The organism is Rossellomorea marisflavi (assembly GCF_022170785.1).
Classification (GTDB): Bacteria; Bacillota; Bacilli; order Bacillales; family Bacillaceae_B; genus Rossellomorea; species Rossellomorea marisflavi_B.
Genome location: NZ_CP081870.1, coordinates 3,894,295 through 3,913,414, shown reverse-complemented (window position 1 = coordinate 3,913,414; position 19,120 = coordinate 3,894,295). Strand labels below are relative to the sequence as shown.

Annotated in this window: 12 protein-coding genes and 1 pseudogene; 6 read left to right on the top strand and 7 right to left on the bottom strand. The window is 45.6% G+C overall.

Annotated elements, in window-relative coordinates; translation table 11 throughout:
• Window positions 1–107: 107 nt before the first annotated feature.
• From hutH to hutG, 4 genes are read left to right on the top strand one after another with little or no spacing between them, the layout of a single operon-like run.
• Window positions 108–1,637, top strand: coding sequence for a histidine ammonia-lyase (gene hutH, locus K6T23_RS20200; protein ID WP_238284488.1), 1,530 nt, complete (start codon window positions 108–110; stop codon window positions 1,635–1,637).
• The gene (gene hutU, locus K6T23_RS20195) at window positions 1,630–3,303 is read left to right on the top strand and encodes a urocanate hydratase (RefSeq protein ID WP_238283121.1); all 1,674 of its coding nucleotides are present in this window, start codon (window positions 1,630–1,632) and stop codon (window positions 3,301–3,303) included. The genes hutH and hutU overlap by 8 nt, the downstream gene beginning before the upstream one ends.
• Complete coding sequence (gene hutI / locus K6T23_RS20190; protein WP_238283119.1) at window positions 3,300–4,568, top strand: imidazolonepropionase; 1,269 nt, start codon at window positions 3,300–3,302, stop codon at window positions 4,566–4,568. The genes hutU and hutI overlap by 4 nt, the downstream gene beginning before the upstream one ends.
• On the top strand, window positions 4,552–5,493 hold the full coding sequence (gene hutG / locus K6T23_RS20185; RefSeq protein WP_238283117.1) for a formimidoylglutamase: 942 nt from the start codon (window positions 4,552–4,554) through the stop codon (window positions 5,491–5,493). Before hutI ends, hutG begins: the two co-directional genes overlap by 17 nt.
• A 30-nt stretch (window positions 5,494–5,523) precedes the next feature.
• Here hutG and K6T23_RS20180 read toward each other — a convergent pair whose 3' ends face one another.
• On the bottom strand, window positions 5,524–5,847 hold the full coding sequence (locus K6T23_RS20180) for a hypothetical protein (RefSeq protein ID WP_156183346.1): 324 nt from the start codon (window positions 5,845–5,847) through the stop codon (window positions 5,524–5,526).
• 528 nt (window positions 5,848–6,375) lie between these two features.
• Between K6T23_RS20180 and K6T23_RS20175 the strand changes: the two genes are divergently transcribed.
• Together K6T23_RS20175 and K6T23_RS20170 are read left to right on the top strand one after the other, a co-directional pair.
• Entirely contained in the window at window positions 6,376–7,251 is an 876-nt protein-coding gene (locus K6T23_RS20175) for a helix-turn-helix domain-containing protein (RefSeq protein ID WP_238283107.1), read from the top strand.
• Window positions 7,252–7,287: 36 nt separating this feature from the next.
• Complete coding sequence (locus K6T23_RS20170) at window positions 7,288–7,959, top strand: hypothetical protein (RefSeq protein WP_238283105.1); 672 nt, start codon at window positions 7,288–7,290, stop codon at window positions 7,957–7,959.
• A gap of 79 nt (window positions 7,960–8,038) precedes the next feature.
• On the opposite strand, the gene K6T23_RS20165 is transcribed toward K6T23_RS20170, so the two are convergent.
• The 6 genes and pseudogenes from K6T23_RS20165 to K6T23_RS20140 form a co-directional block, all read right to left on the bottom strand.
• Complete coding sequence (locus tag K6T23_RS20165) at window positions 8,039–11,158, bottom strand: S8 family peptidase (protein ID WP_238283104.1); 3,120 nt, start codon at window positions 11,156–11,158, stop codon at window positions 8,039–8,041.
• 210 nt (window positions 11,159–11,368) lie between these two features.
• Window positions 11,369–12,436, bottom strand: coding sequence for a C40 family peptidase (locus K6T23_RS20160; protein WP_056539050.1), 1,068 nt, complete (start codon window positions 12,434–12,436; stop codon window positions 11,369–11,371).
• Between the two features lie 213 nt (window positions 12,437–12,649).
• Complete coding sequence (locus K6T23_RS20155) at window positions 12,650–14,779, bottom strand: CDP-glycerol glycerophosphotransferase family protein (protein ID WP_238283103.1); 2,130 nt, start codon at window positions 14,777–14,779, stop codon at window positions 12,650–12,652.
• Between the two features lie 307 nt (window positions 14,780–15,086).
• Window positions 15,087–15,863: pseudogene (tagH, locus tag K6T23_RS20150) on the bottom strand (teichoic acids export ABC transporter ATP-binding subunit TagH); the annotation flags it as partial.
• An 18-nt stretch (window positions 15,864–15,881) separates the two neighbouring features.
• The gene (locus K6T23_RS20145; protein WP_142129586.1) at window positions 15,882–16,712 is read right to left on the bottom strand and encodes an ABC transporter permease; all 831 of its coding nucleotides are present in this window, start codon (window positions 16,710–16,712) and stop codon (window positions 15,882–15,884) included.
• A gap of 222 nt (window positions 16,713–16,934) precedes the next feature.
• On the bottom strand, window positions 16,935–19,016 hold the full coding sequence (locus K6T23_RS20140; protein WP_238283102.1) for a CDP-glycerol glycerophosphotransferase family protein: 2,082 nt from the start codon (window positions 19,014–19,016) through the stop codon (window positions 16,935–16,937).
• Window positions 19,017–19,120 lie beyond the last annotated feature (104 nt).

Genomic DNA, 19,120 nt, shown 5'->3' with positions numbered 1-19,120 from the left:
AAGAGCCTATAGAAATCAGTCAAAAGGAGGCTCGGTCAAGGACAGGATTCTGTCTTTGACCGAGCCTCCTTTTCATGTGGACAAACAATTATAACGAGGTGATCATGATGGTGGAATTGACAGGATGCTCCCTGACGTTGGCTCAGGCGAAGCAGGTGATCGATGAGAAGGTGTTCGTCACCCTCTCGCAGGAAAGCATGGAGAGGGTAAAGAAGAGCCGTGAAGCGGTTGAGCGGATCGTGAAAGAAAAGCGGGTCGTTTACGGCATCAACACAGGATTCGGGAAGTTCAGCGATGTGCTCATCGACCCTGAGGATGTGGAAGAGCTTCAGCTGAATCTCATCCACTCCCACGCATGCGGAGTGGGGGATCCGTTCCCTGAAAACGTCTCGAGGGCGATGCTCCTCTTGAGGGCGAACGCCCTGCTGAAAGGATACTCGGGCGTGCGGCCCGTCATCGTTGAGCGATTGGTGGAGTTCCTCAATAAAGAGATCCACCCCGTCGTTCCACAGCAAGGGTCACTCGGTGCAAGTGGGGATCTGGCCCCGCTTTCCCATCTCGCCCTCGCCCTCATGGGAGAAGGGCAGGTGCACTATCGCGGCGAGATCCATGACACCCTTACCGTCCTTTCAAAAGAGAACATTTTCCCGATCCAGCTCCAGGCAAAAGAGGGCCTTGCCTTGATCAATGGCACCCAAGCCATGACGGCCATGGGGGTCATCGGCTACCTGGAAGCAGAAGAACTCGCCCATCAGAGCGAGCTGATCGCAAGCCTCACGATGGAGGGACTGAGGGGGATCACCGATGCCTTCGATGAAGATGTCCATCTCGTCAGGGGCTACACGCAGCAGGTCGACACTGCCTCGCGGATCCGCGGCTACCTCACGGGCAGCAAACTGACGACGAGACAGGGGGAGCTAAGGGTCCAAGATGCTTATTCCCTTCGCTGCATCCCCCAGGTGCACGGCGCTTCGTGGCAGGCCCTCGACTATGTGAAGGAAAAACTCGAGATCGAGATGAACGCAGCCACGGATAATCCACTGATCTTTGAAGACGGGGAGAAAATCATCTCGGGAGGAAACTTCCACGGTCAGCCGATCGCCTTTGCCATGGACTTCATGAAAATCGCCGTCGCTGAGCTTGCCAATATCTCTGAGCGGAGGGTCGAGCGCCTCGTCAACCCGCAGCTGAACGACCTGCCGCCGTTCCTCAGTCCCGAGCCCGGTCTTCAGTCGGGAGCGATGATCATGCAGTACTGTGCCGCCTCTCTTGTATCGGAAAATAAAACCCTGGCCCATCCGGCGAGCGTCGATTCCATCCCGTCGTCGGCCAATCAGGAAGATCATGTGAGCATGGGGACCATCGGCTCCCGCCACGCCTATCAGATCCTTCAGAATACGCGGCGTGTCGTGGCCATCGAGCTCGTCTGCAGCCTTCAGGCAGTTGAGCACCGGGGAGTGGACCTCATGGCTCCGAGCACGAGGCGATTCTACGATGAAGCACGCAAAATCATCCCGAGCATCACAAAGGACCGTATATTCTCGAAAGATATCGAAGCCGCAGCTTCATGGCTACAATCCATTCAATTGCACACCATCATTTCGACAGGGACGAAGGAGGAAACGACCAATGGTTAAAGCGGATAAACGAATCGTACGCGTGAAAAAAGGAACGGAAATCGAATGCAAAGGGTGGGAGCAGGAAGCGGTCCTCCGCATGCTCTACAACAATCTTGACCCAGAAGTGGCGGAAATCCCTGAGGAGCTCGTCGTATACGGAGGGATCGGGAAGGCTGCACGGAACTGGGAATCCTTCGATGCCATCGTCCGTTCCTTGCGGGAACTGGAGAATGATGAAACCCTTCTGATCCAGTCCGGGAAGCCTGTCGGGAAATTCAGGACCCACACAGCAGCCCCGAGGGTGCTCCTGTCCAACTCCGTCCTCGTACCGAAATGGGCGGACTGGGATCATTTCCACGAGCTCGACAAGAAGGGGCTCATCATGTACGGCCAGATGACAGCGGGAAGCTGGATCTACATCGGGACACAAGGAATCCTTCAGGGAACATACGAGACGTTCGCTGCCCTTGCCAAAAAGCATTACAACGGATCCCTCAAAGGGACCATCACCCTGACGGCCGGGCTTGGTGGGATGGGCGGGGCTCAGCCCCTTGCCGTCACCATGAACGGAGGGGTCGTCATCGCTGTGGAAGTGGATGAGGAACGGATCGATAAGCGCCTGGATACCCGGTACTGCGATGTGAAGACAGATTCCATCGATGAAGCCCTCCTCATGGCACATGAAGCCCGTGACAAAAGGGAAGCGCTATCCATCGGCCTTCTCGGGAATGCGGCAGAAGTTCATCATGAACTGCTGCGACGCGGCGTGAAGATCGATATCGTCACCGATCAGACGTCGGCACACGATCCGTTGAACGGATATGTCCCGGAAGGCTACAGCCTCAAGGAAGCGGCAGAACTGCGGAGCTCCGATCCGAAACGCTATACGGATCTTTCCAAGAAGAGCATGGCGAAGCATGTGGAGGCGATGCTCGAGTTCCAGAAGCGCGGCAGCATCGTATTCGATTACGGAAACAACATCCGCCAGGTCGCGAAGGATGAAGGAGTAGAGGATGCTTTCGCATTCCCGGGCTTCGTCCCGGCCTATATCCGTCCTCTATTCTGCGAAGGGAAAGGACCATTCCGCTGGGCAGCCCTGTCGGGGGATCCTGCAGACATCCACCGGACGGACCGCTTGATCAAGGAGCTCTTCCCAGAGAATGAGGCCCTCAACCGCTGGATCGATATGGCCCAGGAGAAGGTGGCATTTCAGGGCCTCCCGTCAAGGATCTGCTGGCTCGGATACGGAGAACGCGTGAAGATGGGCCTTGCCATCAATGAGCTGGTGAAAAACGGGGAGCTGAAAGCGCCGATTGTCATCGGACGGGACCATCTCGACTGTGGATCCGTCGCTTCCCCGAACCGGGAAACGGAAAGCATGAAGGACGGAAGCGATGCCGTCGGTGACTGGGCGATCCTGAATGCCCTCATCAACACGGCGGCCGGTGGATCGTGGATTTCCTTTCACCATGGTGGTGGAGTCGGCATGGGCTACTCCCTCCACGCCGGGATGGTCGCTGTCGCAGACGGCACGGATCTCGCGAAGGAACGGCTGGAGCGCGTGCTCACCTCAGATCCGGGGATGGGCGTCATCCGTCACGCAGATGCAGGGTATGACATCGCCAACGAAACCGCGGAAAAGCACGGGATCCATATCCCGATGAAGAGGGGGAATGAAGAATGACCTACGATCTGATCATCGAACATATTGGCGAACTCCTCACTATGGACCATGGGGAGGGGCCGATCAGGGGAGAAGACATGAAGCACCTCCCTGTGAAAAAGAATGCAGCCATTGCCATCAAGGACGGCCTCGTTGCCTGGGTCGGGACACAGGAAGAGGCAGCAAGCCTTCATGCAAAAGAGCGGCTGGACGCAGGAGGGAAGCTCGTATCGCCAGGACTCGTCGATCCCCATACACATCTCGTATTCGGCGGATCGAGGGAGCACGAAATGGCCCTGAAGCAGCAAGGGGTCCCGTATCTCGAAATCCTCAAGCAGGGCGGTGGCATCCTTTCCACCGTGGGCTCGACTCGGAAGGCGACTGAAGAAGAACTCCTATCGAAGGCCAAATTCCATCTCGACCGGATGCTCTCCCATGGTGTCACCACCGTTGAAGCAAAATCAGGCTATGGCCTGGATAAGGAAACCGAGCTGAAGCAGCTCAGGGTCGCCAAACAGCTCAACCATGAGCATCCAGTCGAGATCGTCTCGACGTTCCTCGGGGCTCACGCCATCCCGCCTGAATACAAAGGGTGTCCAGAGGCATTTTTGGATGTCATGCTTCAGCTTTTGGGAGACATCGAAAAAGAAGATCTCGCTGAATTCGTCGACATCTTCTGTGAGACGGGGGTATTCTCCGTGGAGCAGTCCAGGGCATTCCTTCTGAAAGCAAAAGAGAAGGGATTCTCCGTGAAAATCCATGCGGATGAAATCGATCCTCTAGGCGGTACGGAAATGGCCGTCGGAATCGGTGCCGTCAGCGGCGATCACCTCGTCGGGGCATCCCCTGAAGGCATCAAGGCCCTCGGGGAAGGGAATACGATTGCCGTCCTGTTACCGGGCACGTCGTTCTACCTGAATAAAGGGAAATATGCGAATGCAAGAGGCATGATTGAGGCAGGGGCCGCCGTCACGCTTTCAACGGATTTCAATCCGGGAAGCTCACCGACGGAAAACCTGCAGCTTATCATGAACCTCGCTTCCCTGCAGCTGAAGATGACACCCGAGGAGATTTGGAACGCCGTCACCGTCAATGCCGCCCATGCCATCAACCGTGGAGACGTGGCCGGGAAGATTGCCGTCGGCAGGAAGGCGGATATCGTCCTTTGGGATGCGCCGAATCACCACTACATCCCGTACCATTACGGAGTCAATCACACGGCTGCCGTCGTGAAGTCGGGCCGCGTCGTGTACCGCAGGAGAATCGACCATGAATATGCCTATTAAACCGGCAGGACAGGCGGCATTCAAGGATCGCTATACCACAAAGGTCGCCGAGCTCCTGAAGCCGTGGGAAGAAGGGGATAGGGGAGCAGCGGCCATCCTGGGCGTCCCCTTATCCAAGCCGTCCATTTCCCATTCAGGGGCAAGCTTCGCACCGGGTGCGATCCGGAACGCGCTGAATGGATTCACTACCTACCGGATCGAGAGCCGGGAAGATCTCACTTCCCCCCTCATCGATTTCGGCGATGTCGTCATGCACCCGACCTCCATAATGGAATCACATGAACGGATCACCACAGCCGTCCGTCATGTACTGACTCAGGAAGCGGCACCGTTCACGATTCTGCTCGGAGGGGATCATTCCATCACCACATCCGCAGTCAAAGCTCTTTGCGAAGAAAAAGGGAAGGTAGGGATCATCCAGTTCGATGCCCACCACGACCTTCGGAACACAGAAGACGGTGGCCCCACCAACGGCACCCCGTTCAGAAGGCTGCTTGAGGAAGGGATTATCAAGGGAGAGAACCTCATCCAGATCGGCATCCGCAACTACAGCAATGCCAAAGCCTATCATGAATATGCCCTCGAACAAGGTGTGACGGTCCATACGATGAAGGACGTAAGGGAGAGCGGGACGGCAGAACTTGTCCGCCAGGGAATCGGATTACTGAAGGACCGGGTGGACGTCATCTATCTGTCCGTAGACATGGACGTCCTCGATCAATCCTACGCTCCAGGCTGCCCTGCCATCAGTCCAGGAGGCATGAGTCCTGATGAGCTCCTGGATGGCCTCCACGAGGCTCTGAAGCACCCTGGGGTCACGGCCATGGATATCGTGGAGATCGACCCTACGCTCGATTTCAGGGATATGACGAGCCGGATCGCAGCGCTACTGGTAGTGGAAACGGCAGCGGTCCTCAACACATAAGAAAAGGCGGCCCATGAGGACCGCCTTTTCTTATACCATGCTTTCGCGCTGTATGTCATAACCTGCATGAACTTCTTTCATTCCAATCACCTTCAGGAAGTGGTGGAGCTTTTTCAGACAGCCCTTCTCCAAATCCCCAACGACATCAAACAAATCAATGACTGCACATTTTTCTACCTTTGGAAACGACAAATGCTTAGGCTTGAGGGCTTGCTGATGATTCTCGATCGGATACGTGGATGCGAGTGCCTCCCCGACCTTGCAATCACCTTGCAAGAACTCAAAATGGAACTGAATCGACAAATCAATTTCAGAATATAGAGGATTTACTTTCATGCTTATGCTATTCATCATGAAGCCCCCTTTCTTTTATTGTACTTTTATACTACCACACTTTAAAAACAAGGGGATTTTGGCTTATTAAGGTATATAATTGATGCATCTTTGATTTTGGGTAAATATGTTCTGTTTTTGAGTAAATATATAACTTTGGGCATATTTACAAAATTAGTTAGGCAAAAGAAAAACGCTTCCATACTAGGAGGCGTGAAATTTACAAGCACCTATAATTAATATGCTTTTCCAGGCAAGGTGGATAAAGGCTGAATCTCTGAGGCATATGATGTACCTACAAATCCAAGTACTAGAACCAACACGGTAAATGCACTTAAAACGAATTTCTTCATAGGGCTTTCCTCCTTTGGATTTTAAATATAAGTCAATCAGTTTTTGTTTACAGATGTTATAATAATTAAAACACATTTTTAATATGGGCATTTTTTAAATAAAATTAAGTATACTCTTATTTTTCACTGAAAACTACACGTATATTGTGGTTTATCTCATAAAATATAACTTTAGGCATATTTAGGAGTGAATTGTATGGATTTTTCCGCTGTGGGAAAAAAAATTAAAGAATTAAGAAAAAACAGTGGTTTGTCACAAGAAGAATTGTCTGAAGGGATATGTACACAAGCTCAGATTAGTAAAATTGAAAAAGGTCTTGTCTTTCCGTATGCCTCCACACTATATCAAATATCGCAGAAGTTAGGTGTGGATGTTAATTACTTCTTTGATATAGGAACAACTCCACGGTTGGATTACGTTCAAGAAGTCGTCGAACAATTACAAATCATGAGAAGAAGTCTGAGATTCAAAGAAATGATGGATATAGTGAAAGCTGAAGAGGTAAACCCACTGTTTTCACAAAACAAAAAAAATTTACAACTTCTACTATGGCATAAAGGGATTTATTTATATGAAGTAGAAAATAAGAAAGATGAAGCAATTGAAACACTTTATAAAGCGGTACACATTGCGGATGTGAAAGGGAAAATTATGCAGGAAAGAGAAATAGAGATCCTGCTAACTATTGGAGCAATTTACTCAGAAGCAGATATAAATATGGCACTAACAATATTTGAAGAAGTGGGCAGTCATGTTCAATTACTGCCTCATTTAAATGACTACACGATTAAAACCAGGCTCTATTACAATTTGGCAAGAACTCTTACAATACTAAATAGATTAGATGAATCAAATAAGTATTGTGCTGAAGCGATTAAGTGGTGTCTACAAAGAGATAGTATTTACTTGTTGGGAGAAATCCTTTACCAAAAAGGTTACAATCTTGAATTAGTAAACAAACCAAAGGAAGCTAAAGAGCTTATGGAAAAAGCATTAATTGTATTCGAACTACAACAAGATGATAAATATATGAATTTTATTAAGGACAAAATCAAGCAACTATCACAATAGTTTTGTGAAATTCTTTTGAAGATCTGAGTGATCCCAATGCCAAACAAACCCATCAATCTATCAAAACTCATCTCAGTCTTACTACTCGCCGCAGGAGCCGTCCTGCTCACCATCGTCCTTTATTTCACCGTGCAGTCTGTCAGGGAGCTTGTGTATCAGAATGGAATTGAAAAGAGCTACTCGTTCCAGTCACCGGAGGATACGGAAATGGTTCAGGTATTCCACGGGGTGAAGGTGCAGACGTACCGGGATGGTCCTGAGGTGCTCCTGGAGCTTCAGGAAGAGGAGCGGGCCAAGGTGAAGGTGCCAGGAGTCGAAACGGGTGAAAAGAGCGACATGAAGGTGTTCAAGGGCATTGTCCAGTACAAGGTAATGAAGGAAAAGGAAACTGGGGAAGAGTGGTTCATTGCCGCCCTGCGTTTGACGCCAGGAGTGGTGGAAGAAGGGGATCAGAAGTTCCAGACGTTCCGGATCAATGAAAATGGCGTCGTGAAAAAGTCGACCTTCCCGTCGGGGGAGAATTCCAAGCTCGAGACCCAGTGGATTCGCGGGCTGACAGAAGATAAAATCGGCTATCATACCAGTCTTCCTTATCAGGACCATCCGGTGTTGACCTTGATTTCAACAGCATTTGCAGGCTTGATTTCACTCTATGTGGGCCTTCGCTTGCGGAAACGGGAGAAACCAAAGAAATACGAAGCAGCATGACATTGGAGGAAGAAGGTCCGGTGTCTTTTTTTATGCAAAAAAACCGCTCCGGGGTATGACCCCGGAGCGGTTTTTCTCATTATTTCTTCTTCACAGTCACGTTTTTCGCCTTGCTTACGTTGCCTGCTTTGTCTTTGGCTGTGACAGATAGGACGGTCTTTGCTTTTTGTTTCTTGATTTTGACGGTGAATTCGCCTTTTTTGTTGGCCTTGGCTTCACCGAGTTTTTTGTTCTTCACTTTGACGGTGACAGTGGCACCGGCTTCAGTCTTACCTTTGACGGAAGTGCTTTTGTTGTTGACGCTGTTCACCTTTGGTGCAGCAGGTGGTGTTTTGTCTGCTACTTTTAAGTTTGTGCCTTTGCTCGTGTTGCCTGCGGCATCGGTCGCGGTCACGACAACGGTGGTACCTGCTTTTTGTTTCTTGATCTTAAGGGTGAATTTCCCTTTTGCATCCGCTTTGGCTTTCGCGATCTGTTTACCCTTCACCTTGGCGACGACCTGGGCTTTTGCTTCGGTTGTGCCGGTGATGGAAGTACTCTTATCGCTGATTGCTTTTGCTTTTGGAGCAGCCGGTGGGATGACGTCGATGACGGTCACTTTTGTTTCAGAGCTTTCTTTGTAGCCGTCCTGTACGGTTACGTAGAGGACCGCGTTTTCTTTTTGTTTGGGGATCTTTACTTTGAATGAACCGTTTTTATCGACTTTCCCTGTTGCGATGACTTTGCGGGAAGCATTTTTAATATTCACTTTCAGGTTTGCCTGGGCCGTACCTGACAGGGTGGTATCTTTATTGGTTACTTTTTTAACTTTTGGTTTATCCGGTGCTTTTTCTACGACTTGTTTTACAGAAGTCTTAGCAATGCCATTTGTAATGACTACGGTCAGGATCTGATCGGTTTTTTGTACCGGGATGGCCACGCTGTAGGAGCCGGATTTGACGGTTCCCTTGCCAAGTGACTTTTTCCCGTTCCATACTTCTACTGTAGATCCGTTTTTGGCTTTCCCTGTAACGGCTTTTGAGTTATTAAGGATCGGATTGATGGTTGCCCCCAGGTCAAGTGTACTGACGGCACTGAACGCATCCAAGCGTCCATATCCAGATACGTGATCGTATCCAGGCGGTAAGACCTCGACAGGGTATGGACCATCTACTTCTTCATCCCAATAGTCTTCTTCTCCAGTATACGGGTTATCCTGTTCGTCGAAAGCGACATCGACGGCTGTCTTATTCAGCAGTGCCTGCACTTCAGAAGCCTTCATCGTTGGTTTCTGAGAAAGGAGCAGACCGGCTACTGCGGCAACATGCGGTGTCGCCATGGATGTTCCGCTCATGTAGGTGACGTTCCCGTCTGGAAGGAGGGCAGGGATGTCCGAACCAGGCGCTACAAGATCCAACCCTTTTCCGTAATTCGAGAAATCGGAAACGATATCAAATTTGCTGGTTGAACCGACTGCGATTACATATTTAGAAGAACCAGGGTAGTTCAGTTCCTCCATCCCGTCATTACCGCTTGCGGCTACGATGGTCACGCCTTTGTCACTTGCATAACGCAGGGCATATTCAATCGTACGACTGTATCCGCCTCCAAGGCTAAGGTTCAGCACCTTGGCTCCATTATCGGCTGCATACATGATCCCGGCTGCGATCTGTTCGGTATCCCCGCCACCAGATGAATCAAGCACCTTGATCGGCAGGATTTCAGCATATGGATTGATCCCGGCCATGGAGTAATGATTATCGGACTTTGCTGCAATGATGGAAGATACATGTGTCCCGTGGCCATTGTCATCCATGGCATCATCGTTACGATCCACAAAATTGTATCCTTTATCTACAAGGACATTACCTGAAAGGTCTGCAAGGGTGTGATCGACACCAGTATCAGCAACGGCAATCACAGTTTTGTCTAGTTTCTTATTTTTCAACAGTTTCTCAAGGGCTTCAAACCCGATATCGCTGCCTTTTTTCTCGCCGTTATTTAACGACCATTGATGCTCATACTGAACGTCTGCGGATAGAGCCTTGTAGGTCTGTACCGGCTCTACGAATTCGACTTCAGGTAGTTTGGCGATTTGATTGGCCGTTGTTTTCGAACTAGCCGAGAACCCTTTACCATTATTCTTTACTTCCACGACAAGGAAGCGATCTGATTTCAACTCTTTTTTGGACAGGTCGTCCACGGATTTGATTCCGTAAGTCTCTACTTTGGATTTTACGCGGCTTGTTGGCTGACCGTCCTTTACTTTCACGATCAGGCGGGAAGGATCAGTGGTTGAACTTGAGGTGCTGAGACCTGCTTTTGAGACTACTTGTGAAACGGATGTGCCGGTTAACTTCGAAAGATCCACATTCTTAACGGAGTTTTCAAGCTGTGTCTTCAGAGGGCCCGGTACGGCATCATGAGCGATCGTGTACAGGTTGCTGATGGCTTCCTGCTCTTTGTCAGAGATTGCGTACGTACTTGATCCGCCGTTCTTCGCGGTATCACTCAAAAGATTTTTCAAGATGGATAGGTTTGCATACACGTCTTCACGCAGGTTTTTATCAAACAGCATTTTAGACGTGATGAATGGAGCGGACTTATAATATACGGCCGTCAGTTCTTTTCCATTATCTGTTTTGGAAAGCAGATTCTCACGAATCGAACGAAGGTCGGACAAAATCACTTTTCCATTTTTCTTTTTCTCGACGCTGAGTTCTGCAGGGCATTCTTCTCCTACAGCCCCATTAGAAGGTGGGAGGGATACGCCGTCGTAGCTTATTTTATAAGGGTTAGGCAGCAGATTGCCGTCTTCATCCTCTTCTACATAGCTTTCGAGTTTGATATAGTAAGGACCCACCCACGAGATCGGGAAGTCGATGGACGCGGTTTCCTGATTATAGGAATAGCCTCTATATTGTTCGAACGTATTGTCATCGGTGGCATTTTCGAGGCTTGAGTAAATACTCATGTTCACCTCAGATTGGGATTCAAGCTTGATTCTCAGATGTGTAAACTGTTCGACAGTATCATTTCCAGGGGTGATTTTATACCACTGAACATGATCATCACCGGTAAAACTCCCTTCTGTTAATTCCGACATGGCAAGCGGCAATTCTTCAATCACCGTTGCAGCGTTTGCTTGTGGGAGCTGTGGCAGGCAAACACTGAAAATCACAATCAAAGCTAGTAAACTCTTGATCAACTTTTTCCTCATAGTATCCTCCAATATCCTATTAGTAAAATCAATTAATTAAACCACATAACTCTCTTAATTGGAATATATTTCTTGACGCAAAAGCGAAATATTATTCGGCAAATACTGACACCTTCGCACACGAAAAAACCGGCTGCCAAGGGGGCAACCGGTTTGCACTGCCGAGTAGTACATTTCCATCCCTGTTGGGAACATAGTACCGGGTAGTGTTTAAAGACTGTAGAAGCGTTTGAAACTGTCGAATTTTGATTTCCAATAAGAGTTGTTCAGGCTGGAGATTTCGACGCCGTTGTCACCCGCGTGGATGAACTGATTGTTGCCGACATAGATTCCTAGGTGAGAAATGCCTTTTTTGTATGTATTCGAGAAGAATACGATATCGCCGATTGCTGGTTTGTCGACATAGTACGAGCGGCTGTAGTATCCTTCTGAAGACGTTCTGGACATACTTACGCCTGCCTGGTTGAAGGCATAATAAATGAATCCGCTGCAGTCGAAGCCTGCAGTGGTTGATCCACCCCATACATAAGGTTTACCGATCTGTCCTTTTGCAGCTGAGAGAAGGCGGTTGACGTCAAAGGAAGTAACCGTATCTTCTTTAGGAGCTGATGGTGAAGGCTTGGAAGGTGCTGGTGCCGGAGAGGAAGAAGAACCTCCGTTGACCTTAAGTGTCTGCCCAACATAAATCATATTTCCGGACAGTCCGTTGAGTTTCTTAAGCTCGCTCACGCTCATGCTATAGCGGAGGCTGATGTGGGAAAGCGTATCCCCTGATACAACCTTGTAAGAGCCTGTTGCGCTGTTACCTGGTGCCGGTGCAGGCTTTGAAGGAGCCGGTGCCGGTGCCGGAGAAGAAGATCCGGATCCGCCGGATGAAACCGATAGTTTTTGTCCTGGGTAGATCAAGTGACTTGAGATCCCGTTCCATTTCTGCAGTTCACCGAGTGAAATGGAGTGGCGGTTGGCAATGGCAATCAGCGTATCCCCAGATTTGACCGTATAGGTTTTAGCTGGCGAAGACGGAGCCGGCGCTGGCGCTGAAGGTTTAGACGGTGTAGTGGAGGCTTTTGCATTCACCTTCAGGACCTGATTCGGGAAGATCATGTCTGATTTCAAATTGTTAAGCGATTTCAAGTTCGACACAGACGTATTGTACTTACGGGCAATATTCCATAGGGAGTCTCCTGATTCTACTTTGTGCGAACTTGCCGCGGCAGCAGATGCATAGGTAGAAGACAGAACGGCGGTAGCAGCAAATGTTACAATCGTTTTTTTCAATGGGTTTCTCCTTCTATGTATAGATTGATAGTTTTTTGTCATTTTACCATAAATTAATAGAAAAAAGGGTGTAAAATCACCAAAAATGTAAAAAGAAATAGTACTTTGGGCTGTGTTATCACAACGTGCCGAATAACGGAAGAGCAATTAGGAGGGAAGGGCGAAAAATCGACAAAAAAGGACGCAGGGATCACCTGCGTCCTTTACCCACATTTATTTCGTTTTAAACACTTTTTCGACAACTCGTTTGCTGGCTTCTCCGTCTTCGAGGTAACAGAACTTTTCATAGAACGCATCGAAGTTGGCTTGGGATGCCGGATCCGGGTGTTGAATATGGCGAATGACGTCTTTCGTCGTCTTCACCAGTGGACCTGGTGCCTGTGCTTCAAAGTCGAAGTAGAACCCGCGAAGCGTATCGCGATAATTCTCGATATCGTATACATAGAAAATCATAGGACGTCCAAGATTCGCATAATCGAAGAACACAGACGAATAATCGGTAATCAAAAGATCAGAGATAAGGTACAGCTCGCTGATATCCGTGTGATGCGATACATCGTACGCAAATCCGGCAAACGGTGTGATATCGAGGTTCTCGGCAATCAGGTAGTGCATGCGGAGAAGGACGATATACTCATCGCCAAGCTCTTCTTGCATCTTATCAAGCTCCAGCTTAAGATTGAACTTGTATTTACCCTTTGCATAGAACTCATTGTCGCGCCAGGTAGGTGCATAGAGGATCACCTTTTTATCCAGTGGTAAGTCTAGACGTTTCTTCAACGAGTACATCGTCTCAGCATTATTGGCGTTATGAAGGAAATCGTTCCTTGGGTAGCCCGATTCAATCATGTCCTTCTCAAAGCCAAAAGCCCTGGAAAATATTTCTGATGAATATCGATTTGGAGAGATCAGGTAATCCCATCGGCTTGATTCCTTCAGGAAGTTCCGTTTGTACTTTGCCGTATTTGTACCCGGCATATGAACCTCGTCCATATCAGCGGCAAGGCGTTTTAGTGGTGTACCATGCCATGTTTGCAGATAAGTTGTGTGATTAGGTTTCGGTATCCAAATTGGCAAACGGCTATTAGAAACCCAATACTTTGAACGAGCCATCTTAAAGAGCCATGGGATCGAAAAACGATTGATGGTGTTCAACCCTTTTCCTTTAAACACTCCGGCACTTCGGGGATCGATGCTCCAATACATATCGTATTCTGGATGATGTTCTTCCATATATTCGTATATCGCCCTGGGGTTGCAGCTGTACTGTTTTCCAAGAAAGCTCTCAAATACCACCTGTTTCTTTTTAGCAGGGAGCTTTCCGAGAAGAACAAAAGCTGTTTTGTAAGCCCTTTTGACAGTCTTACCTTGTTTAACCCGCAATAGAAACCTCTTTGCCTTTCCGGCAATTTGTCTCAGCGGCTTGTATTGATACATCCTGACAGACAGAAAATCTGATTTTTTCGTAGGTTTCACACGTAATTTCCACGAGGCTCCCTTAAGCCTTACAGTGGTTTCTTGATTTTTTGAGGTGGCGTTCCTAGGTTGGAACTTCAGACGTTTACTGCGAATATGTTGAATTCCTTCAGAAGTTTCAATGGCAATTTCAACAAAAAATTTATAGTAATTGTTACTAGGCTGATTATTAAAGGAATGAAGAGTAACTTCACCATAAAATCCACTCGTAGAGTAATCATCATTACCTCTAGCATATCGTTCAGTTAGATCTTGACGAATTTCATTCTCCAGAGGAACCATTATTTCATCTTCGGTCAGATGATTAGTTATGACAAGATTCTTGGATACAACCTTGACATCCCCTTTTGTTTCAGGTAAATACACGGCATATCCGGTAAGTTTAATGACCCCGCCATCCGTAAGTTTCAAATCTTCTACCATGGAAATGGGGGTGGAAGGGGATAACTTAAAGGACACATTCCCTTTTTTTGTTCGGTATGGAATAAAGATATCGTTGTGATATGGAAATGAATTAAGCCTGATGTCTTCCATGCCGGCTTTAATCCTTGTGTATTTCCATTCTCCATTGGATTCTCCTATAAGACAAAGATCCCAATAAACGCCCGGTTTGAGATTTTTTAAATGAGGTTCCAGGTGCAGTTCCCCAGTTAATATATCCATTGTTTCATCTTCAAAAGGCTTTTTTTCGGCATCAAACTGTATAAAATCCTCAGTTCCCCTCACTAGTAAGCAAAAATGGAAACGTGTAAAGGAAGTTATGAATGTCTTTAAAAAGCTAGTTTCAAAAGACAGATACCGACCTTCAGGAGTCTCTTTAATAGTTAAAGATGTAAGCTGTCTATTATGAAAATCGTGGTCAGTCATTAAGGTCCTCTGCTCCTCTCTAGATAAGAACAATTTGTCCTAAAAGGTATTATATATGAAGATTTGCCAGAATAAAAAGTTGTAATATAATCCTATTCCAATTGTAAAAAAACATACTAATTTTTAGGTTGCATCTAGTATACCCAATTTCTCTTACTTATAAAAAACTGCTTTGTTTGGGCTATTGATAACGTCTTCACTTTTTGCTCTTCGTTTAATCCGATACAGAAAAAACCTGTAGAAGCTGTCTGGAATGAGGCAGGTTCTACAGGCTTAATGAATCTATTTATACGGTCAAACCGCTTTGTTTCTTCATAGCTTCTTCTCTGAATTTTTTCTTATCGGCCTTTGACATGGCTTTATAATCTTTAAAGAACTTTTCGTACTGAGGGATGACTTCTTCAACAGATCCAAAGGCCCTTACTTCTCCATATTCCAGCCAAAGGATTTTCTCGCAGAACTTCTTCATTTGTCCAATCGAGTGGCTTACAAAAAACATCGTTTTTCCCTTTTCTTTAAACTCATACATTTTTTCCAAGCTTTTTTCAGCAAAAGCTTTATCTCCAACTGAAAGTGCTTCATCTATGATCAAAATATCAGGGTCAATATGAACAGATATTGCAAAGCCTAAACGAGATTTCATCCCACTCGAATAGGATTTTACAGGCTGGTCGATAAATTTACCCAGCTCGGAAAATTCAATGATTTCTTCTTCAAGGTTCTTGATTTCACTTCTATTAAATCCAAGCATCAGCATCTTCAATTCGATGTTTTCCCGTCCTGATAGTTGGTTGTTCAACCCGGCAGAAACGGCAATAAGGGCCGTCTTCCCGTTGACTTCTACAGTCCCGGAGGTCTCTGGGATGATTCCAGCTAAGATATTGGCAAGTGTGGACTTTCCTGATCCGTTGACACCAACAAAACCAATAATATCTCCCTTATTAGCTTCAAAGCTTACTCCGCGTAAACCATAAAAATCCTCACCGAAACTCTTGGGCAAAATCATGTCAAGAAGGCGTTCGGAGGACTTATTATAAAGTTTAAATTTTTTTGTGACATCTTTTGCAATCACAGATTTTTCCATAGTATCCTCTACTTTCATTTATAGAAAATCAACGAAATGTCTTCTGAATTTAACGTGAATAAAGGAGCCAAACATAAATAATACAAGTACTAATCCCCAGAAATATAAGGTGTATTGGGCATGTTCAACGAAGTACCAACCTTTACCCAATAACGAACTCCGATAGCCTTCTACAATATAGTAAAACGGATTTAGCTTCATGATTGTTAATAGCAGGTCATTTTTTCCTTTGAATATCCCCTCCATATTCCAAAGAATAGGGGTTAAATATAAAAGCATCCGAATGAGGGATTGAACAACCATTTGCACATCTCGAATCATGGTGGAAAGTGTCGAAGTAATGAGAGAAATGGCAAAGACTACTGCGATGACAGATACCATGAAGTAGGGTAGTTGCAGATAATAGACACTGATAGGATACCCCATAAATTGAAAAATGATGATGGTGATTCCTGTAAGGTAGAGATGCGGGTAAAACTTCGACATAATGACGTATGACGGAATAGCGCTCATGGGAAAACTCATTTTAGAGAGCATTCGTATACGTGTATAAACCGATTTGGAGGATTGAACAATAGCCGGACTGATAAAGAACCAGACCACCATTCCAGCTAGTAGCCATATGACGAATGGTACATCACCAACAGCGCTTCTTCCTTGTCCTCCTGTTTTTAAACCGTACCCAAAAACAAACCAATAGATAGCAATTTGAATTCCTGGGTTTATCACTTCCCAAAGCATTCCAAGTAGATTATTTTTATTGTTACTTTTTAATTCGTATAGAGAAAGTCTTTGTATGAGATAAAAATTAGATAGTTGCTCTTTTAAAACAGTGACGGCTGATTTCATAGTGATTCCTCTCTTAGCTACTTTTATAAGTTCTCATTGATCTTATCTAATTTCCCCTTCTAAGGGTCAAGACTATTCTGCAATAAAAAGAATAAATCTTCAATAGATAACTTATTTTGATACGAAAATGAAAGAAATGCTTTGAGTGTAAATCCAAACATGCTCTGTGGACAGGGACTGTCAAAAAGTCACATGTTCCACAGAGCATGGATCGTTATATGGTCAGGAGGATGTTAGCGAAGAAACGGCTTTTAATATCCTTTCGTTTGTATGCCTATCTCTATAGGTTAAGAATTTCTCAGCTCTTTTCTTGCTTTCTTCGCTGATAGCAAAATGACTTTTTCCATAAAGACTTAACGTTTCAAACAAGTCCTCTTGATTCAAAACGATTGAGCCAGGAAGGTCTTGATCCAAATTCAAATGAGAAGGGTCCTTCCCAAGGAATTTCTCTCGATCGAATTGATAGTAGATGACCGGTTTATCAAGAAAACTAAAGTCAAAGCCCACACTTGAGTAATCTGTAATCATTAGCTTACTCTCTTTCATGAGAACTTGTACATCTCGATCACCCTGATGAACGATGGTGACCCCGTCTTGTTCAAATAGGTTGGTATACTGTTGCATATTTGGGTGCAAACAAAACAATATTTCCATTGAGTATTTTTTTGAAAAGGTTCTTAGTTCTTCTGATTGTAGAAGAGCCAAGTATCTTGAATAATATTCGCTTTTTACGAATGTTTCTTTTTCGCTTAGCCAATTTCTCCAGGTTGGGATGATGAGTAGTTGATTCTTGGGAGGCACATCGGGATTTAATAAAGAATCAAATCTGGATAGTCCTGTAACTTTGACTTCAGCTGGAAGATAGTTGAAATCATTGACCACAATTTTCTTTTCAAATTCAGAACTAACTAGAAATAAGTCAGTTTCAAAAGAGTGCGCGTCTTTTCCATAATTAGCTAAAATATTCTTGGTTCCTAAGATCCCGTGTTGAAGAAAAACTTTCTTGGCAGCAACAGCATTTTTAAATCTTTGAGAACGTATGGGGTAAAGGAAGTCTGCATGATGGGTACACAAAATGACATCAGCCATCAACATATATTTAATGTGCTTTCTTGATTTAAAGTAAAGGATGTTTCCAAGTTCCTTAACTTTATCCAAGTCTGGAGAATCCTTTTCTATTACATAATAGACTTTCTTTTTCGGGTAGTTCTCTCGCATATATTTGAAGAAAAAATAACCGTTATCTTGCGCTTTATAAGGTCTCTCTCCTATAATCCAGATGTCTTTGTCAGTCTCTCTGCTTTTGCTAAGTTTATATTCTAAATATTCGTATGTAAATCTGTTAAATTTAATTACGTCAAATGATAAGTTACTGCCTTTAAACGTATAGAAAGGACTGATCACGCCTACCTTGGTTCCGTGAAAATGGTGCGTGTCCGGAATTGCATCGTGAAGTTCTTTGATAGGTTTACCCAGTCTGACCAAATTAGGTTCTTTTATTCCTGAATATGTATTGATTAAGTGCAAATCAAACGTATCTTGTGGAAGGATATCCCCATCATTTATAGCTTCAAAATGTACGGTGGACTCAAAAGTAAACGTGTATAATCCGAAATGTTCTTCAGTCAGATCGGACCAATTTATTGTCACAGATGATTCGAAGCTCTTTTCGCTATTCCTCCCGCTTAACAGCAACTGCGAATGCTCAATATAGGCATTGGCACTGTAAAGATGTCCGCGGATAGTTAATGCTCCTTTTGATGAAGAGAGCTCGTGAATTTGTGGCTTACAAGATAGAGGGATGTCCTTGTTGAGCAACAATGATACATTCCCTTTGACGGTCACATAATTCGCAAGCGTTTGATCCTTGTAAGTAAGTGAAGTGTCACGAAGCCGTTTCGTTTTGTTGAAATTACCCATCCGGAGTTGAAGTATAGAATGATGTTCTTCTTCAACAGCATGTTTTCGCAGCTTTTTGTATTTCTTTTCATTTAAGACATCACTTTTTACCAAGACTTGTAAGAACAAGTCATACGTCTCAGTTGAATCTTGGTATTCGTAATTGGTTTTTTCCAAAAACTCCTCAAAGGTAAATGGAAAATGAAACGTACCAGGTTTTTCAGAGTGGTTATCTGTAAGTTTAGATAGATTCTTTGCCTGACTTCGAGGCTTGGTTACTAATGAAATCACACAGAATCGCTCATCTGAGAGGTGGCCCTGGTATGTATATGTGTCATGATTCTGTTCAATCATCAATAATTCTTTTAATTCATCAGTCTTATGCTTTTGAATATCTGTTTCCATCGTATACTCCCCTTCTAACTTGGAAATACTCACGCGATCGTCAGTTTGATTTTTGCTAAGTACGGATGGTTCTGGATTTTGTTAACTTCCTTATTATATATTCA

Coding starts and splice junctions, on each gene's coding strand:
- K6T23_RS20170 (WP_238283105.1), top strand. CDS start 7,288: ATGCCAAACAAACCCATCAATCTATCAAAACTCATCTCAGTCTTACTA.
- hutI (WP_238283119.1), top strand. CDS start 3,300: ATGACCTACGATCTGATCATCGAACATATTGGCGAACTCCTCACTATG.
- hutU (WP_238283121.1), top strand. CDS start 1,630: ATGGTTAAAGCGGATAAACGAATCGTACGCGTGAAAAAAGGAACGGAA.
- K6T23_RS20155 (WP_238283103.1), bottom strand. CDS start 14,779: ATGACTGACCACGATTTTCATAATAGACAGCTTACATCTTTAACTATT.
- K6T23_RS20180 (WP_156183346.1), bottom strand. CDS start 5,847: ATGATGAATAGCATAAGCATGAAAGTAAATCCTCTATATTCTGAAATT.
- K6T23_RS20140 (WP_238283102.1), bottom strand. CDS start 19,016: ATGGAAACAGATATTCAAAAGCATAAGACTGATGAATTAAAAGAATTA.
- K6T23_RS20175 (WP_238283107.1), top strand. CDS start 6,376: ATGGATTTTTCCGCTGTGGGAAAAAAAATTAAAGAATTAAGAAAAAAC.
- K6T23_RS20165 (WP_238283104.1), bottom strand. CDS start 11,158: ATGAGGAAAAAGTTGATCAAGAGTTTACTAGCTTTGATTGTGATTTTC.
- hutG (WP_238283117.1), top strand. CDS start 4,552: ATGAATATGCCTATTAAACCGGCAGGACAGGCGGCATTCAAGGATCGC.
- K6T23_RS20145 (WP_142129586.1), bottom strand. CDS start 16,712: ATGAAATCAGCCGTCACTGTTTTAAAAGAGCAACTATCTAATTTTTAT.
- hutH (WP_238284488.1), top strand. CDS start 108: ATGGTGGAATTGACAGGATGCTCCCTGACGTTGGCTCAGGCGAAGCAG.